We start from the raw sequence: 16,396 nt of genomic DNA on the forward strand, positions 1-16,396 counted from the left end.
CCCTTAACAGGAAGTTTTTTTATTTGTTAAAGTAGAAGATAAATGATTTAAAAGTAACAATCATTATCCCCCAAAAACTAGCGCCATTAAATTATATACCCCAATCTGTAAACATATACCGCTTATCAGCTCTATGATATAATAAAAGTATGTTAACATTTCCACTGGTCAATGATACGTCACGAAAAATCATCCATATTGATATGGATGCCTTTTTCGCTTCAGTAGAAATACGGGACAATCCAGAATTAAAGGGTAAGCCGGTAGTTATCGCACGGAATCCACTGGAAACAGGAGGACGTGGCGTTGTTTCAACGTGTTCCTATGAAGCTAGAGCCTTTGGAATCCACTCGGCTATGAGTGCAAAAGAAGCTTATGAACTCTGTCCACAAGCTGTTTTTATCAGTGGAAATTATGAAAAGTATCGTGCCATATCAGAACAAGTGCGGGAAATTTTTAATCGTTATACTGATGAAGTAGAAGCGGCATCCATTGATGAAGCTTATCTGGATGTTACGCGAAATAAGATCGGATCAACAAGTGCAATCAAAGTGGCGAAACTTATACAGCATGATATTTTTATTGAGCTTGGTTTGACTTGCTCAGCGGGGGTTTCCTATAATAAATTTTTAGCAAAAATTGCTTCGGATTATGAAAAGCCCCATGGTTTGACTGTCATCCTGCCCGAGGCAGCAAAAGATTTTCTAGCAGAACTGCCAGTGGAAAAATTTCACGGTGTGGGTAAGGCTACTGGAGCAAAGCTGCATGAGCTGGGAATTTTTACCGGCGCGGAAATTCAAGCAGCTGACCCATTACTCTTGGCTGAACGCTTTGGGGTTTATGGCTGGAATCTTTTTTTGAAAGCCAATGGTATTCATCATGCTCCAGTTGTGACAAGTCGTCAAAGAAAGTCAGTAGGTAAAGAAAGAACTTATAGCAAACTCCTCTATAATAGTGAAGATATCAAGCAGGAACTCGCTAACCTCTCCGAACGCGTCTCTACTAATGTGAAACGCCATCAACTTCTGGGTGATACAGTTGTACTCAAGTTACGTTACTCTGATTTTAAGACAATTACGAAACGCAAAAAACTTTCAGAGAAGATAAATGAAGCAATTACACTTGCACATGTGGCTCAGGATTTACTGGAAGAGATTGATTATGATGAAACAATAGGAGTCCGCCTTCTTGGAGTGACCCTTACGGGATTTGGGGCAGAAGAATTACGATTAGATATGCAAAACTGAGAAAAGGAATAAAGGGGAGTTTTTTCCTTTTTTAATGAGTAAAAAACATAGGCCAAACATACAAGCCAGTTGGATAAGTAGGAGGATTTCTTCTAAAGATACAGAAAAAGATACCAAGAAAAGCCAGAGGAAGTCGCCAGCACCAATCCCAATATTGATAAAAAAAGAAACACAAGCAAGACCGAGCCAGAAATAGCTTATGGGACTGATAGGAAAGAAAATAAAAAAACAAGCAGTAAAGCCTAAACCAATATTTAAAGGATAAGAGTAAGTATCAATATCAAATTTGCTCAAAAGTAAGCTTATGAAGAGGGTTAAAAAGTGGAGTAAGTCTAAATCAAACCAAAGTGCACCAAAGAGAATTCCGGTAAGAAATTCTAAGATAAAATAACTGTAAGAAAATTTTTCTCCACAAAAGGCGCACCTACTTTTAAAGATGAATTGAGAGATTAAAGGAAGGAGTTGCCACCATTTGAGGACTTTTTGGCAAGAACTACATTGTGAACGCCCAAAAATAATTGAGGCTTCTGTATCCCAGCGCTCACTTACTAGACCGAGGAAAGAGCCAAAGATGGTCCCGATAATGAAGTAAAATATAAGCATATTTATTAACACGATAAAAAGATAAAAAACTCACAATCTTAAGCAGAATATTTTATAATTGACCTCTTTTTTTATATAATTGTAATAGAAATAAAAAATTGGAGGTTTCTATGTCTAAGGAAAAAACACAAGAAGTTTTGAATCAAACAGTTGCAGATTTATCTCAAGCAGCAGCACTTGTTCATCAAACACACTGGTATATGCGTGGTTCTGGTTTCTTGACTTTGCATCCTAAAATGGATGAGTTCATGGATGGACTTAACGAGCATTTAGATGAATTTGCTGAACGTTTAATTACGATTGGTGGTTCACCAGTTTCAACGCTTAAAGAGTTTGATGAGAAGTCAAAAATTGAACTTCAACCAGCAACTTGGGATAAATCAATGTCTGAACGTTTGCACGGTGTCTTGGATACTTACAAATACTTGGCTAAACTTTTCCAAGAAGGCATGGATATTGCTGAGTCTGAAAATGATGCAGTTACTGTTGACCTTTATACGGTTGCACTCGGAGATGTTGAAAAAACAATCTGGATGCTCGAAGCAGAACTTGGATAATAAAAAAGACCTTACACACGCGGTAAGGTCCTTTTTTATTATCCGTTTTTAATTTTTCCAGGCCAGTTGTTCAAGCCAGTTTTAAGAATATAAACTTCTGGTACGCCAGCTTTTTTGAGTTGTTTAGCAACTTTGACTGAAGCTGTTGGTTTACCATTTTCATAAAGTAACACAGGTTTCTTTTTGTTGATTGCGTTCAAACTTTGTTCTATTTGAGAAGCAGGTAAATTACGAGCACCAAGGATGTGTTTTACTCGGAAATCTGCTGCTTCGCGTACATCGATAAGTTGCGAAGTAGCCATCAAACGTTCAAATTCAGGTGCTTCAACAACTTTGGCGTTACGTTTGAGTGTCCAACGTGGATAGAGAAAGAAGACAACAATGAGGGCTAAAAGTATAAAGTCAATGATCCAGATCATTTAAGTTCTCCTAAGATTATTATTTGAATTTTAAAGCAAGGCTTGCGGCACCGATGATACCAGCATCATTTCCGAGCTCAGCAAGTTTAATTTTTGTAGAATCACGTACTGTTGAGAACGAATATTTTTGGAAATAAGTTTCAACTTTAGAACGAAGAAACTCTCCAGCAGCAGAAACGCCACCACCGATGACAATAGCAGCAGGATTCAGGGTACTTCCAAGGTTAGCACAAGCAAAACCAAGGTAATAAGCAAATTTATCCACAACGCTAAGTGCAAAGGCATCACCTGCTTCTGCTGCAATAAAGATGTCTTTTGAAGTTACTTCGTCACCATTGTCGATACTTGCTTTAATTTGGCTGCTTCCTTCGTATTCTTCAGCGAATTTTCTTGCAAGACGTACGACGCCAGTAGCAGAAGTGACTGTTTCTAAGCAACCATGGTTTCCACAAGTACAAGCAAAACCATCATGTGGTTCTACTACGATATGTCCGATTTCACCGGCAGCGCCAACAACACCGTGGATAAGATTTCCAGCAGCAACAATACCGCCACCAACTCCAGTTCCTAAAGTGATAAAGACAACATCTGGCTGATTTTCACCAGCTCCGACCCAACGCTCGCCTAAAGCTGCAACATTTGCATCATTGTCAAGAATGAATGGTAGACCGACACCTTCGCTAATAGGCGCACCAACTTCTTGAATATCGGCCCAGTTAAGGTTAAATGCACCTCGGACAGTAGCAGCTTCAATATCTACTGTACCAGGCGTGCCCATTCCAATACCAATAAAGTCAGACTTATCCAAGTTGTAAAGATTTAAACGGTGATTGATAGACTCAATAATATCAGGGACAATATGTTTTCCGTCACTGAGAATATTTGTCGGGATAGCCCATTTATCTTGAACTTCACCTTCAAGTGTCAAAATACCGAACTTGATAGAAGTTCCGCCGAGGTCAATACCAATAATTTTGTTAGCCATTTAGTTTTTCCTTCTCAATTCTTTCTTCACGACGTAAAATAAGTTGAGCAGTGAGGTATTCTTTATCACTTTTCTCAAAAATCCCCTGTTCAACCATATTTGTAAGTTCCTGTTGCATAAAATAAATCGCATCTAAGCGATTGGTCATGAAATTAATAAAACCGTATTTTTTTAACAATTCCTGTACATCATAAAGTGTTTTCATTGTTCTATTTTACCCTAACTGTAAGCGGTTTTCAAGTGTTGATAAGTTTTTAAGTGACTTTTTAGTCGTTCTTTTTCTTAACCAACTGTTAACTTGTTTGGACTATTTCAAAAATATAAACTAATTTTCATAGTAGGAAGTGAGTCAAATTTGTTAATTTTATCCCTTAGAAAACTTGTAAACGCGTGCATTTTCGCCTTTGACAAAAAGTGTGCTATAATAAATCTGATATATTGTTTGGGCGCACCATAAAAGCTAGCGTTCAAGCTACGGAGACGCGATTTCCGTATGAATTTTTCGAAAGAATAGGTAGAAATAAATTGACTAAATTACGCGAAAACATCAGAAACGTTGCGATTATTGCCCACGTCGACCACGGTAAAACAACTTTGGTTGATGAGTTGCTTAAACAATCACAAACGCTTGATGCCCGTACAAACCTTGCTGAACGCGCAATGGACTCTAACGCCCTTGAACAAGAACGCGGGATCACAATCCTTGCTAAAAATACAGCTGTAGAATATGGCGACACACGCATCAACATCTTGGACACACCAGGACACGCGGACTTCGGTGGTGAAGTAGAACGTATCATGAAAATGGTCGATGGTGTTGTTCTTGTCGTAGATGCTTATGAAGGTACAATGCCTCAAACACGTTTCGTGTTGAAAAAAGCTTTGGATCAAAACTTGACACCAATCGTTGTCGTGAACAAGATTGATAAACCATCAGCACGTCCACAAGAAGTTGTAGATGAAGTGTTGGAACTTTTCATCGAACTTGGTGCCGACGATGATCAATTGGACTTCCCAGTTGTTTATGCTTCAGCTATTAATGGATCATCTTCATTGAGCGATGATCCCGCAGATCAAGAAGCAACAATGGATCCAATCTTTAATACAATCATCGAACACATCCCGGCTCCTATCGATAACTCTGATGAACCTTTGCAATTCCAAGTTTCTCTCTTGGACTACAATGATTTCGTGGGTCGTATTGGTATCGGACGTGTTTTCCGTGGCACAATTAAAGTTGGGGACAATGTAACACTGTCTAAACTTGATGGTTCAACTAAAAACTTCCGTGTAACAAAACTTTTTGGTTTCTTTGGCCTTGACCGTCAAGAAATCACTGAAGCAAAAGCAGGAGACTTGATTGCTGTTTCTGGTATGGATGATATCTTCGTAGGTGAAACTGTTACACCTACAGATGCCATTGAACCATTGCCAGTTCTCCACATTGACGAACCAACACTTCAAATGACTTTCCTTGTAAATAACTCACCATTCGCAGGCCGCGAAGGTAAATGGGTAACTGCACGTAAAGTTGAAGAACGTTTGCAAGCAGAACTTCAAACAGACGTATCACTTCGTGTTGAAAATACTGATTCACCAGACAAATGGATCGTTTCAGGTCGTGGAGAATTGCACTTGTCTATCCTTATCGAAACAATGCGTCGTGAAGGCTATGAACTTCAAGTTTCACGTCCAGAAGTTATCGTTAAAGAAATTGACGGTGTAGAATGTGAACCATTCGAACGTGTACGTATTGATACACCTGAAGAATACCAAGGCTCAATTATCCAAGCCCTTTCAGAACGTAAGGGTGACATGTTGGACATGGAAATCACAGGTAATGGTCAAGCACGTCTAGTCTTCTTGGTTCCAGCACGTGGTTTGATTGGTTTCACAACAGAATTTATGTCAATGACACGTGGATATGGTATCATGAACCACACATTTGACCAATATATGCCAATGGTTAAAGGAACAATCGGTGGACGTAGCCGTGGTGCTTTGATCTCTATGGACCAAGGTTCTGTAACATCATATGCTATGGGATACGTACAAGAGCGTGGTGTTCTCTTTGTTGAAGCGGGTACAGAAGTTTATGCAGGTATGATTATCGGTGAGCACTCACGTGATAATGACTTGACAGTTAACGTTACAAAAGCTAAACAACAAACAAACGTTCGTTCATCTAATAAAGACTCAACTTCAGTCCTTAACGCTTCTAAAATCTTGTCTCTTGAAGAATCATTAGAATTCTTGGGTGATGACGAATACATGGAAGTAACACCAGAATCAATCCGCTTGCGTAAACAAATTCTTGACAAAGCAATGCGTGAAAAAGCAACGAAAAAGAAAAAAACTGCTGAATAATAGTTTGCATATGGCGCTTGAAACAGCAGAGGAATTTGAGGAAAGACTAAGAAGCCAAAAATAAGGAGAAAAGCATGTTTTATCTGATACTTTTAGTTTTATTTGCCTTGGGCTATATCTTTTTAATGCCGAAGGATGTGAGAAGAAGTGCAGATATCTTTGTTTTTGCATCTGTGTCTGTCCTCATCGTGGCTGTAGCCATCGGTCAAGCGGTCAGTCACCGTGCTGCTTTATATGAAATTGCAATGGTGATTGCACTCTTAGCCCTCGCTGTTAAGGCTCTTGTGGAAATTGAAAAATTATAAAATAAGAAATAGTTTGTCTCGGGCAGACTATTTTTTGGAGGTTACATGGATATAGAGAAAATCGAAAAAGCCTTTGGATTAGTTCTTGAGAATATTATGGCAATTCAAGCAGAGCTCTTGACGGATTTTTATGATGCTTTTGTGGAACAAAATGCAGCTTACTTAGGCGCTTTAGAATTTGCGTCACTGACGAAGGAAAATAATGATAAGGTTCGTTCAATGAACCTCACGAAAAGTGAATGGCAAAAGCTGTTTCAGTTTGTTTTGCTTCAGGGGTCACGTGTCGCACCAATGCAGGCAAATCATAATTTAACTCCGGATTCTATTGGTTTCATCTTTAATTTCATCATTGAGGAGTTACACAAAGAAAGAAAGATTCGTTTACTAGAATTTGGCTCAGGAACGGGGAATTTGGCGGAAACGCTTTTGGTTCACATGCAAAAAGAAGTAGACTATGTTGGTTTTGAAGTAGATGACCTCTTGTTGGATTTGTCCGCTTCAATGTCAGAAGTCATGGGAACAGAAGCAAGTTTTCTCCAAATCGATGCCGTTAAACCACAGCCCTTGGAACCTGTGGATGTTGTGATGAGTGATCTCCCAGTTGGTTATTATCCAGACGATGAAACAGCCAGCCATTTTCAAGTGCATGACAAATCAGAACATACCTATGTGCACCATTTAATGATTGAGCAATCCTTCAAATATCTGAAAGAGAATGGTTTTGCGCTCTTCTTAGCTCCAGATAATCTTTTGACAAGTGCACAGTCTGAGTTTTTGAAGGCTTGGATTAAAGAGCATGCGCATGTTGCTGCAGTTATTACATTACCTTCATCACTCTTTAAAGGTGCAGGGAAATCAATTTATTTATTAAGTAAAAACCAGACAAATACACCGACTTTTGTTTACCCCTTGTCTGATTTAGCAGACCGTTCTATTTTGCAAGAATTTATGTCTGAGTTTGTGAAAAATGTTAAGATTTGACCAAAAACTCTTGGCCAGTCACTGCCTTCAAATTGGTTTTGTGATATAATTTAAGAGAAATTTGAAAGAAGAAGGATAGATAAAATGACAAAAACTCTTGCGGTTAATGCTGGTTCATCATCAATGAAATGGCAAATGTATGAAATGCCAGAAGAAAAAGTTCTTGCAAAAGGTTTGATCGAACGTATTGGCTTGAAAGATTCAGTCACAACCGTAAAATTTAATGATCAAAAAGAAGAACGTGTGTTGGATATTGTAGATCATACACAAGCCGTTCACATTTTACTTGAAGACTTGAAACGTTTCCATATTGTTGAAGAATTTACAGAGATTACAGGAGTAGGTCACCGTGTTGTCGCTGGTGGAGAGTTGTTTAAAAAATCTACTTTGATCAATCAAGAAGTACTAAAACAAATTGAAGAACTTTCACCACTTGCTCCACTACATAATCCAGCAAATGCGGCTGGTATAAAGGCTTTCTTGGAGTTGTTGCCTGAAGCAACAGCGGTAGCTGTTTTTGACACAGCTTTCCACACAACAATGCCTGAAAAAGCTTTCCGTTACCCATTGCCTAAAAAATATTACACTGAAAATGCAGTGCGTAAATATGGAGCACACGGAACTTCACACATGTTTGTGGCACAAGAAGCTGCAAAAATGTTAGGCAAAGATATTAAGGATACAAAAATCATTACTGCTCATATCGGTAATGGGGGCTCAATCACTGCTGTAAAAGGTGGCAAGTCCATCGACACTTCAATGGGCTTTACACCCTTAGCAGGCATTATGATGGGAACACGTACAGGCGATATGGATCCTTCTGTTTTCCCTTATCTTATTGCTAACGACGATTCACTCAAGGATGCTCAAGACGTTGTCAACATGATGAATAAAGAGTCAGGACTATTTGGTGTTTCTGGTTTGTCTTCTGATATGCGTGAAATTATTACTGCTCGTGATGCTGGGGATACAGATGCAGCCTTAGCATTCGAAATGTATGTTGATCGTATTCAAAAATTCATTGGTCAATACTTGGCTGTTTTGAACGGTGCCGATGCGATTGTATTTACAGCAGGTGTAGGGGAAAACTCAGCTCCAGTACGTGAAGGTGTCTTAAAAGGTTTGTCATGGTTTGGTATTGATGTTGACTTCTCTAAGAATGTTTTTGGATTTGAAGGAGAAATGTCAACACCAGAATCACGCGTTAAAGTCTTTGTTATTCCAACTGATGAGGAGCTTGTAATTGCACGCGATGTTGAAGCGGCAAAAGCGAAATAAAATAAAACGGCGTGTAAAATGCCGTTTTTTTAATATTTCTTTTAAGATATTTTTTAAAGTTATGTTATACTAGTAAGACAAAAAGAAAACACTTACATATTGAAGGGATTTTTAAAATATGGAAAAAACACTCGCTGTTAACGCTGGATCATCATCACTAAAATGGCAACTTTATGATATGCCAGAAGAAAAAGTTATTGCTAAAGGTATTTTTGAACGTATTGGTTTGAAAGATTCTATTTCAACAACGAAGTTTGATGATCAAGTGCATAAAAGAGAGCAGGATATTGTTGACCATCGTCAAGCAGTCTTGCTTTTGATGGACGAGTTGATACATTTTAAACTCATTAGTAGTTTCCGTGAGATTACAGCTATTGGTCACCGTGTTGTTGCGGGTGGAGAATTTTTCAATACGTCTACTGTAATTACTCCTGAAGTTTTAGAAGAGATAAAAAACCTTTCAACTTTAGCCCCTCTCCACAACCCAGCAAATGTGCTAGGGATTGAGGCTTTTAAACGATTACTTCCAGATGCACTTGCTGTAGCTGTCTTTGACACAGCTTTTCACACGACATTGCCAGAAAAAGCCTTCCGTTATCCCATTCCAACAAAATACTATACGGATTATGCTATTCGTAAATATGGAGCGCATGGAACTTCACACATGTATGTGTCACGTGAAGCAGCAAAAGTTTTAGGGAAACCACTAGAAGACTTAAAACTTATCACCGCTCACATTGGTAATGGTGCTTCGATTACTGCTATTGAAGGCGGAAAGTCTGTTGATACTTCAATGGGCTTCACACCACTAGCGGGTGTTATGATGGGCACACGTTCAGGAGAAATGGACCCTTCGGTGATTTCTTATATGCTTGAAAGTGATCCTAGCCTACGCTCAGCGCAAGATGTTATTGATGTGCTCAATAAAAAATCTGGCTTACTTGGTGTATCAGAGTTTTCAAGTGATATGCGTGACCTAGAGGAAGCACGTAACGCTGGCAATGAAAAAGCTATCCTAGCTTATGAAATGTTTATTGACCGTTTGAAGAAATTTATCGCACAGTACTTCGGGGTCCTCAATGGAGCAGATGCACTTATCTTTACAGCAGGTATTGGGGAAAACGATACTGATGCTCGTCGTGATATTGTAGCAGGCTTGTCCTGGTTTGGTATGGAAATTGACCCAGAAAAGAATGTCCGCGGGGCGAATGGCATCATTTCTACTCCAGAATCACGTGTTAAAGTTTTGGTTATACCAACAGACGAAGAATTGGTTATTGCGCGTGATGTTGAAGCTGCAAAAAATAAATAATCTTGTTAAAAGACCATATGGTCTTTTTTTCAGCTAAATTTTATGGTAAAATAGTAGGGATAAAAAAGAATAGAGAAGAGATAGGTAACTATGGCTGATATTAAATATAAACGCGTACTTTTGAAACTTTCTGGCGAAGCTTTAGCTGGAGAAAAGGGTTTTGGAATTGATCCTGAAACAGTGAAAAAAGTTGCTGAAGAGCTCAAAGAAGTATACGCTCTTGGTGCAGAAATCGCCATTGTTTGTGGCGGTGGAAATATCTGGCGCGGCGTGACCGGTGAAAAGATCGGTATGGAACGTGCCCAAGCAGATTATATGGGCATGCTAGCTACGATCATGAACGGCTTAGCTCTTCAAGATACACTTGAAGCACTTGGCGTACCTACTCGTGTTCAAACAGCTATCGAAATGAAAGCTGTTGCAGAGCCTTATATCCGTCGTCGCGCTGAACGACACCTTGAAAAAGGTCGTGTCGTTATTTTCGCAGGTGGAACAGGTTCGCCATACTTCTCCACAGATACAACATCAGCACTTCGTGCAGCAGAAATTAATGCGGATGTTATTTTAATGGCTAAAAATGGTGTCGATGGTGTCTATAATGCAGATCCAAAACTTGACGAAACAGCAGTTAAATTTGACAACCTTACACACATGGACGTTATCACAAAAGGTCTTCACGTTATGGACTCAACGGCTTCAACAATGTCAATGGACAACCACATTCCACTTGTTGTCTTCAATATGAATGAATCTGGAAATATTAAACGTGTTGTTCAAGGTGAAGAAATCGGAACAACTGTAGAATAAATTTATAATAAAATAAAAAGGAAAAATCATGGCAAACGAAATTATTGATAATGCAAAAGAACGTATGAATAGCTCATTGAACAGCTTGCAACGTGACCTTGGTCACATCCGTGCAGGTCGTGCCAATGCGAGCTTGCTCGACCGCATCTCTGTGGAGTACTATGGCGCACCAACACCACTAAATCAAATGGCATCAATCACAATTCCAGAAGCGCGTGTTTTGATGATTACACCATTTGATAAAACAATTTTGAAAGATATTGAGCATGCCTTGAATGCTAGTGATATTGGAATTACACCAGCAAATGATGGTTCAGTTATTCGCTTGGTTATCCCAATGTTGACAGAAGAACGTCGTAAAGAGTTAGTTAAAGAGATGGGTAAATACATCGAAGGTGCTAAAGTTGCAATCCGTAACATCCGTCGTGATGCTATCGATACAGCGAAAAAACAAGAAAAAGCAAAAGAAATCACAGAAGATGATTTGAAAGTACTTGAAAAAGACATTCAAACTATAACAGATAATGCTGTTAAAGAAGCAGATAAAATGGCTGCTGAAAAAGAAAAAGAACTTTTGGATGTTTAAGTTTGTATCGTCATTTGATTGTAAAAGATTTTATTCTATATAATCGAGAGAGAGCAAAAAAAAAAACAATCAGAAATAAACGGCTCTGCGGAGCCGTTTTTAAGGAAACAGAATGAATAATTTATTAGCAACAACATTTTCAGCGATTATTACAGCTGAGAATGATCAATTTTACTTTTTGCAGAAAGATGATAATATCATACGTCTTGCAAAATCAGAAGGCGAACACCAGGTAGGCGATATCGTCACAGGTTTTGCCTATGTGGATAAATCTGACAAAATGTGCATGACAACGCAAGAACCAACAGCAACACGTGAAAAATTCGGCTGGGGCACAGTGACCGATGTTCGTCGTGACTTGGGCGCTTTCGTTGATATTGGTTTAGCTGGGAAAGATATCGTGGTTTCGCTTGATGATCTTCCGCTACCAGAAGATAAAGATCAATGGCCTAAAAAAGGGGATAAGCTCTTTGTTAAAATCGTCGTTGATGCGAAAGATCGTCTTTGGGGTAAATTAGCTTGGCACCAAGATTTCTGGGAAATGTCAGGACCGGCCTATGACAATATGCAAAACCAAGACTTACGCGGGATTGTTTACCGTAACAAAGAAACGGGCTCTTTCGTCTATCTTCCAGATAATAATATGCTTGGTTTCATCCATCCTAACGAAGCTTTTGGCACACTCCGTATCGGGCAAGAGCTTCAGGTACGTGTCATTGGCTTCCGTGATCAAGACCGTAGTTTAAACCTTAGTGCGAGACCACGTGCTTATGAAATGTTGGATGCTGATGCACAGATGATTCTCGCATATCTTGAGAGTATGGGTGGAAAAATGCCTTTTAATGATAAGTCAGCGCCAGATGATATCAAAGCGACATTTGGTATATCTAAAGGACAATTTAAAAAAGCGCTTGGCGGTTTGATGAAGAATAAAAAAATTAAACAAAGTCCAGAAGGTACAGAGCTCATTTGATAAAAACACTAAAAAGTTGGATTCATCCAGCTTTTTTTTGAACTTTAAAGCTTATTTTTCCCATAAATAAACGCCGTTTGGAATTTAAAGAAAAAAATAAGTGCATGAGAGAAGGACTTTTGTTATAATATCTTCAACTAAGAAGAACGAGGAGACAAGGATGAGTAAAGAAAGAGCAATATTTGCCGGTGGCTGTTTTTGGTGTATGGTACAGCCCTTTGAGGAACAAACAGGGATTCTTGCTGTGACAAGTGGTTATACAGGCGGTCATGTTGATAATCCAACTTATGAGCAAGTTTGCAATCATCAGACAGGCCATACTGAGGCAGTGGAGATTATCTTTGATAATGAAAAAATCACTTACAAAGATTTAGTGGAACTTTACTGGGAGCAGACCGATCCAACCGATATGTTTGGGCAATTTGAGGATCGTGGCGATAACTATCGTCCAGTTATTTTCTATACTGCTGACTCACAGAGAGAAGTCGCTGAAAAGTCAAAAGAAGCACTTCAAAATTCTGGACGTTTTGATCAGCCTATTGTTACCACAATAGAACCCGCACAAAAGTTCTGGCCGGCAGAGGATTATCATCAAGGATTTTATAAAACAAATCCTGAGCGTTATGCTTTGTCTAGCCGTTTACGTCATAAGTTTTTGGAGGAAAACTGGAAATGAGACAGCCTTTTTATACTTATTTGATGCGTCATCGGGCGCCAGTTGAGGTGGATGACGTTACACGTTTGGCTAATCTTGCCTTTGCGGATACACAGTTTCCTAAACAATCGAAAGACTTTGACGAAGTGTCCACATACCTGGAAACCTATGCCCCTTTTTACTTTAACTTGGGACTTTTTGACGATATCTGGGCAATGTACCTAGAAGCCTAAAAATGGAGGAAAACACAATGAAAATGGCACACACCTGTTACCGCGTCAAAGACTTGGACGCTTCAATCAAGTTTTATCAAGAAGCTTTTGGTTTTGAAGAAAAACGTCGTCGTGACTTTTTAGAATATGAATTTACTTTAGTTTATTTGACTTTACCTGGTGATAACTACGAATTAGAATTGACTTATAATTACAATCATGAAGCGTATGATTTGGGTAATGGCTATGGACATATTGCTATTTCGGTTGATAATTTGGAAGAACTGCATACAAAACAAAAACAAGCAGGGTTTGAAGTTACCGAACTTAAAGGGCTTCCTAACTCCGACACACGCTATTACTTTATTATTGATCCAGATGGCTATAAGGTTGAAGTGATTGCAGAGTAAATAAAAAAGAATAAAAAGACTGAATTATTTCAGTCTTTTTTTGATTTTCGCCTAAATGTAGCAGCCGCATTTTTCAAGCTTAAAGTATTTCTACTTTTTCATGAAAACTAAATGTAGAGGGAAAATTATCAGAGGATTCTCGTGTTAGACTAATAAGTGGAAATATAAAATAAAGGAAGGAGATTAATAAGTACTGTTAGGTTAGAAAAAGATTCATATTTGAAGGGAGATTTCGATGAAGATCAAAAAAATTCTTGCCGTGTCAACTTTAGGGCTCACTTTGTTTGGTGGAAGTCAGGTGACGACTGCTGAAAAAGCCTCTGCCGATGGTGTTTTTGGCGACAGTGTGGAAAAGCTAGAGCGCGCAGTCCGTATTTTGCAAAATAATTTTACGAAACACGGACGACAAGTGGCATATTATAAAACTTTTCCAGATGCTAGTTGGGGGAAAAAGACCTTGACAGCGGAGTATTATAACTGGGCGGTATCTCATCAAAGTATGGCGTATGTTCGAAAAGGTGGGCGTACCTATAGTGGTTGGTATCCAGCAGGTTATAAAGTTTGGACATCTTCTCGCGGGGATCATTATGATCCCTATGATTGGGGCTTTTATGCTCAGGGAAATCGATGGTAATCTATGAATAAAGTTTTGAAAATTTCGCTATTACTCCTTTTTTCAATCTTGTCTCTGATGCTTGCCTACATACGCTACAATGATAAAGAAGCAAATAAACTGATAGAAGCTGTTTCTTTTGCAGGATATTCCCAAATTTATCAACCAGAAAAATATATAGAAAATTTTTCGGAAGGTTCAGAGCATGAATTTCTGGAGCGTAAAGATTTTATTCAAGTGATGGAAGAAGTCTCAAAGGAGTTTGATACTCCGTTTATCGTTCGTTCACGCTTTATTGGTGCAGAAAATAATGGAAAAGGCAGGGTTGATTTTTCTCAGCCACTCTCAAAGATTACTTTTTTTAAAACAGACTTTCAATCTTCAAATAAAAAGTTTTTCGAAGATTACGGTGATAAGGTCAGTGTTGAATATGCACCGATAAATAAGCTGACTGATGAAAAATACCAAGGAGCAGCTATCCTTTTTAAGTCAAAAGTAAAAGAAGATGTATTACAATCACTCAGTCAAAAATTAAATCAAAGATTTTCCTTGAGAACGACACCAACAAGTTTGGTTACACAACCCAAGTGGTATGTGAATATGCCGCCTAGTTTAGGGAATAATCAAAGACTTGAGTTTTTTATCAAATTTATTCTCGTTTTTTACTTCGTCCTCTTACTCGTGTGGACAATACTAAGGAATAAGGAAGTGGCTATTTATGCTCTTAACGGTATGTCAGCTTGGGAGATTATTAAGCGTATCTACCTTAAAGTTTTTCTTGTCACACAAACTTTAGTTGTTTTATTTGCCAGCACGATTATTTTGAGGAGTCTTGATATTCATTATCTGTCTCGCATGGTGTTTCTTTCTATACTGAGTATGCTTCTTATGAGTGGGATTATCGGACTTGTGACTAGAAATTCTCTCGTTAATCAAACCAATGATAAGTCTTTTTTGAAAAAAGTAAATATAGTTGTTTATATCGCAAAAACAGTTGCTTTTGTAGGGAGTGTTTATGCCTGTATGGGGCTTATCTTTTTACTTAACAGTAGTTTAGGCTTATTTCAGAAGTCCCCCATAGATGATTATGGAATATTTTATAAAAGTAGTCTAGGCTATTCAGAAAGTTACGGACAAGCTGTGAGAAGTAAAAATATCTTTACTTATTTGGAAAATAATGGCGGTTTACATGCTGTAAAAAAATTTCTACCTCAGAAATCTTTAGAAAAATATCAAGCTGTGGAGATTAACTCTGCTTATTTACAAAAGTATACCATTAGGGATATCGCAGGAAGACCTGTAAACATAGATAAACATACCAGTGAGGGAATCGTTCTGGTTAATGAGCGTTTCAAAGATAAAATGTCTAAAATTAAAAAGGGATATAAAGAGCTCCAAGAATTACCAGATGTTTGGTTTCATGGAAAAGAAGTACGTTACCTCTTTATCAAAGACAATCAAAAAATTCCTGTTTTTGAAATGGACGAGACGGGCTTCTATGAGGCAAGACAAGAAAAAATTCAACCAGATTTGGTTGAAGTACATACAGTAAAAAATGCAGGCTATAATACCTATATTAACATGTTTCAAGGTGCTAACCCTCTGGGTGTATTGGTTCCCATTAAAGAAAATGTGGAGAAAACTTATCTAGAGCTTTTGCCAGCTTTAAAACAAGACAAGATTGCTAGTATATTCACATCTTTTGTTCCTGTAAGAAAAATAGCTGCAACAGATATAAAGCATACTATAGGAAAGCCATGGAGTTGGGTATTTAGAAATCTCTTGGTTTTTATTCTTTTTCTTTTGATGATTTTTTCTACAACGGTAATTTATTTCAAAAGCAATAGAAAAAAGTTAGCTCTTTATCGTGTACTGGGTTTCTCATTCATAAGAACTTACAGTGTACTACTTGCGATGATTTTTATTCAAAACCTTGTATTTGCACTCCATTCAAGGGCTATTGGCTATGATACAGAAGTTATCCAAGCTTATTTGTTGTTTACAATCATCGAGATTACCTTAGTCTTCCACCTCCTCACTCGTCTCGAAAAGAAAGAGTTAGTCACCACCTTGAAAGGAGCATAAG

Annotated in this window: 19 protein-coding genes; 15 read left to right on the top strand and 4 right to left on the bottom strand. The window is 38.3% G+C overall.

The features are described 5' to 3' along the window. Window positions 1–149: 149 nt before the first annotated feature. On the top strand, window positions 150–1,247 hold the full coding sequence (gene dinB / locus LACDD01_RS08265) for a DNA polymerase IV (protein ID WP_019292247.1): 1,098 nt from the start codon (window positions 150–152) through the stop codon (window positions 1,245–1,247). On the opposite strand, the gene LACDD01_RS08270 is transcribed toward dinB, so the two are convergent. Next, window positions 1,230–1,850, bottom strand: coding sequence for an A24 family peptidase (locus LACDD01_RS08270; RefSeq protein ID WP_231863412.1), 621 nt, complete (start codon window positions 1,848–1,850; stop codon window positions 1,230–1,232). The two genes, dinB and LACDD01_RS08270, sit on opposite strands and share 18 nt — an antisense overlap. A gap of 110 nt (window positions 1,851–1,960) precedes the next feature. Between LACDD01_RS08270 and LACDD01_RS08275 the strand changes: the two genes are divergently transcribed. After that, window positions 1,961–2,407, top strand: coding sequence for a Dps family protein (locus LACDD01_RS08275; RefSeq protein ID WP_003133306.1), 447 nt, complete (start codon window positions 1,961–1,963; stop codon window positions 2,405–2,407). A gap of 38 nt (window positions 2,408–2,445) precedes the next feature. Here the strand turns inward: LACDD01_RS08275 and LACDD01_RS08280 are convergent, their stop codons facing one another. Genes LACDD01_RS08280 through LACDD01_RS08290 form a run of 3 tightly spaced genes read right to left on the bottom strand, consistent with a single transcriptional unit; the run spans window position 2,446 to window position 4,016 of the window. Beyond that, window positions 2,446–2,826 carry a rhodanese-like domain-containing protein gene (locus LACDD01_RS08280; RefSeq protein ID WP_019292245.1) on the bottom strand — a complete coding sequence of 127 codons (381 nt, stop codon included), beginning with the start codon at window positions 2,824–2,826 and terminating at the stop codon, window positions 2,446–2,448. Window positions 2,827–2,845: 19 nt separating this feature from the next. After that, window positions 2,846–3,811, bottom strand: coding sequence for an ROK family glucokinase (locus LACDD01_RS08285; protein ID WP_061414320.1), 966 nt, complete (start codon window positions 3,809–3,811; stop codon window positions 2,846–2,848). Further along, window positions 3,804–4,016: a YqgQ family protein gene (locus tag LACDD01_RS08290; RefSeq protein WP_003133311.1), complete on the bottom strand. Its 213-nt coding sequence runs from the start codon at window positions 4,014–4,016 to the stop codon at window positions 3,804–3,806. The genes LACDD01_RS08285 and LACDD01_RS08290 overlap by 8 nt, the downstream gene beginning before the upstream one ends. A 320-nt stretch (window positions 4,017–4,336) precedes the next feature. On the opposite strand from LACDD01_RS08290, the gene typA reads away from it, so the two are divergent. The 13 genes from typA (at window position 4,337) to LACDD01_RS08355 (ending at window position 16,395) form a co-directional block, all read left to right on the top strand. Continuing rightward, on the top strand, window positions 4,337–6,178 hold the full coding sequence (typA, locus tag LACDD01_RS08295; protein ID WP_019335381.1) for a translational GTPase TypA: 1,842 nt from the start codon (window positions 4,337–4,339) through the stop codon (window positions 6,176–6,178). 74 nt (window positions 6,179–6,252) lie between these two features. Further along, window positions 6,253–6,483: a DUF3165 family protein gene (locus LACDD01_RS08300; protein ID WP_019292242.1), complete on the top strand. Its 231-nt coding sequence runs from the start codon at window positions 6,253–6,255 to the stop codon at window positions 6,481–6,483. Between the two features lie 45 nt (window positions 6,484–6,528). After that, entirely contained in the window at window positions 6,529–7,464 is a 936-nt protein-coding gene (locus tag LACDD01_RS08305; protein ID WP_061414323.1) for a class I SAM-dependent methyltransferase, read from the top strand. Window positions 7,465–7,548: 84 nt separating this feature from the next. Further along, window positions 7,549–8,742: an acetate kinase gene (locus tag LACDD01_RS08310; protein WP_061414327.1), complete on the top strand. Its 1,194-nt coding sequence runs from the start codon at window positions 7,549–7,551 to the stop codon at window positions 8,740–8,742. 118 nt (window positions 8,743–8,860) lie between these two features. Further along, entirely contained in the window at window positions 8,861–10,054 is a 1,194-nt protein-coding gene (locus LACDD01_RS08315) for an acetate kinase (RefSeq protein WP_019294231.1), read from the top strand. A gap of 90 nt (window positions 10,055–10,144) precedes the next feature. Beyond that, window positions 10,145–10,861, top strand: coding sequence for a UMP kinase (gene pyrH, locus LACDD01_RS08320; protein ID WP_019292238.1), 717 nt, complete (start codon window positions 10,145–10,147; stop codon window positions 10,859–10,861). Window positions 10,862–10,889: 28 nt separating this feature from the next. Next, a complete protein-coding gene (gene frr, locus LACDD01_RS08325; protein WP_017368646.1) occupies window positions 10,890–11,447 on the top strand; it encodes a ribosome recycling factor in 558 nt (185 codons plus the stop codon). Window positions 11,448–11,559: 112 nt separating this feature from the next. Continuing rightward, window positions 11,560–12,420, top strand: a complete 861-nt coding sequence (locus LACDD01_RS08330) for a CvfB family protein (RefSeq protein WP_019292237.1) — start codon at window positions 11,560–11,562, stop codon at window positions 12,418–12,420. 160 nt (window positions 12,421–12,580) lie between these two features. Beyond that, window positions 12,581–13,096: a peptide-methionine (S)-S-oxide reductase MsrA gene (msrA, locus tag LACDD01_RS08335; protein ID WP_019292236.1), complete on the top strand. Its 516-nt coding sequence runs from the start codon at window positions 12,581–12,583 to the stop codon at window positions 13,094–13,096. After that, a complete protein-coding gene (locus LACDD01_RS08340; protein ID WP_003133330.1) occupies window positions 13,093–13,308 on the top strand; it encodes a YozE family protein in 216 nt (71 codons plus the stop codon). Before msrA ends, LACDD01_RS08340 begins: the two co-directional genes overlap by 4 nt. A 17-nt stretch (window positions 13,309–13,325) precedes the next feature. Beyond that, window positions 13,326–13,697, top strand: coding sequence for a lactoylglutathione lyase (locus tag LACDD01_RS08345; protein WP_046400839.1), 372 nt, complete (start codon window positions 13,326–13,328; stop codon window positions 13,695–13,697). 235 nt (window positions 13,698–13,932) lie between these two features. Then, a complete protein-coding gene (locus LACDD01_RS08350; RefSeq protein WP_061414331.1) occupies window positions 13,933–14,331 on the top strand; it encodes a hypothetical protein in 399 nt (132 codons plus the stop codon). A 3-nt stretch (window positions 14,332–14,334) separates the two neighbouring features. Further along, window positions 14,335–16,395: a DUF1430 domain-containing protein gene (locus LACDD01_RS08355; RefSeq protein ID WP_061414334.1), complete on the top strand. Its 2,061-nt coding sequence runs from the start codon at window positions 14,335–14,337 to the stop codon at window positions 16,393–16,395. Window position 16,396: the final 1 nt, after the last annotated feature.

Origin of the sequence: Lactococcus sp. DD01, from assembly GCF_001578715.1 — a bacterium.
In the GTDB taxonomy this organism is placed as follows: Bacteria; Bacillota; Bacilli; order Lactobacillales; family Streptococcaceae; genus Lactococcus; species Lactococcus petauri.

Excerpts from the sequence above, each read along its gene's own strand:
- dinB (WP_019292247.1), top strand. The coding sequence starts at position 150 with ATGTTAACATTTCCACTGGTCAATGATACGTCACGAAAAATCATCCAT.
- LACDD01_RS08270 (WP_231863412.1), bottom strand. The coding sequence starts at position 1,850 with ATGCTTATATTTTACTTCATTATCGGGACCATCTTTGGCTCTTTCCTC.
- LACDD01_RS08275 (WP_003133306.1), top strand. The coding sequence starts at position 1,961 with ATGTCTAAGGAAAAAACACAAGAAGTTTTGAATCAAACAGTTGCAGAT.
- LACDD01_RS08280 (WP_019292245.1), bottom strand. The coding sequence starts at position 2,826 with ATGATCTGGATCATTGACTTTATACTTTTAGCCCTCATTGTTGTCTTC.
- LACDD01_RS08285 (WP_061414320.1), bottom strand. The coding sequence starts at position 3,811 with ATGGCTAACAAAATTATTGGTATTGACCTCGGCGGAACTTCTATCAAG.
- LACDD01_RS08290 (WP_003133311.1), bottom strand. The coding sequence starts at position 4,016 with ATGAAAACACTTTATGATGTACAGGAATTGTTAAAAAAATACGGTTTT.
- LACDD01_RS08300 (WP_019292242.1), top strand. The coding sequence starts at position 6,253 with ATGTTTTATCTGATACTTTTAGTTTTATTTGCCTTGGGCTATATCTTT.
- LACDD01_RS08305 (WP_061414323.1), top strand. The coding sequence starts at position 6,529 with ATGGATATAGAGAAAATCGAAAAAGCCTTTGGATTAGTTCTTGAGAAT.
- LACDD01_RS08310 (WP_061414327.1), top strand. The coding sequence starts at position 7,549 with ATGACAAAAACTCTTGCGGTTAATGCTGGTTCATCATCAATGAAATGG.
- LACDD01_RS08315 (WP_019294231.1), top strand. The coding sequence starts at position 8,861 with ATGGAAAAAACACTCGCTGTTAACGCTGGATCATCATCACTAAAATGG.
- pyrH (WP_019292238.1), top strand. The coding sequence starts at position 10,145 with ATGGCTGATATTAAATATAAACGCGTACTTTTGAAACTTTCTGGCGAA.
- frr (WP_017368646.1), top strand. The coding sequence starts at position 10,890 with ATGGCAAACGAAATTATTGATAATGCAAAAGAACGTATGAATAGCTCA.
- LACDD01_RS08330 (WP_019292237.1), top strand. The coding sequence starts at position 11,560 with ATGAATAATTTATTAGCAACAACATTTTCAGCGATTATTACAGCTGAG.
- msrA (WP_019292236.1), top strand. The coding sequence starts at position 12,581 with ATGAGTAAAGAAAGAGCAATATTTGCCGGTGGCTGTTTTTGGTGTATG.
- LACDD01_RS08340 (WP_003133330.1), top strand. The coding sequence starts at position 13,093 with ATGAGACAGCCTTTTTATACTTATTTGATGCGTCATCGGGCGCCAGTT.
- LACDD01_RS08345 (WP_046400839.1), top strand. The coding sequence starts at position 13,326 with ATGAAAATGGCACACACCTGTTACCGCGTCAAAGACTTGGACGCTTCA.
- LACDD01_RS08350 (WP_061414331.1), top strand. The coding sequence starts at position 13,933 with ATGAAGATCAAAAAAATTCTTGCCGTGTCAACTTTAGGGCTCACTTTG.
- LACDD01_RS08355 (WP_061414334.1), top strand. The coding sequence starts at position 14,335 with ATGAATAAAGTTTTGAAAATTTCGCTATTACTCCTTTTTTCAATCTTG.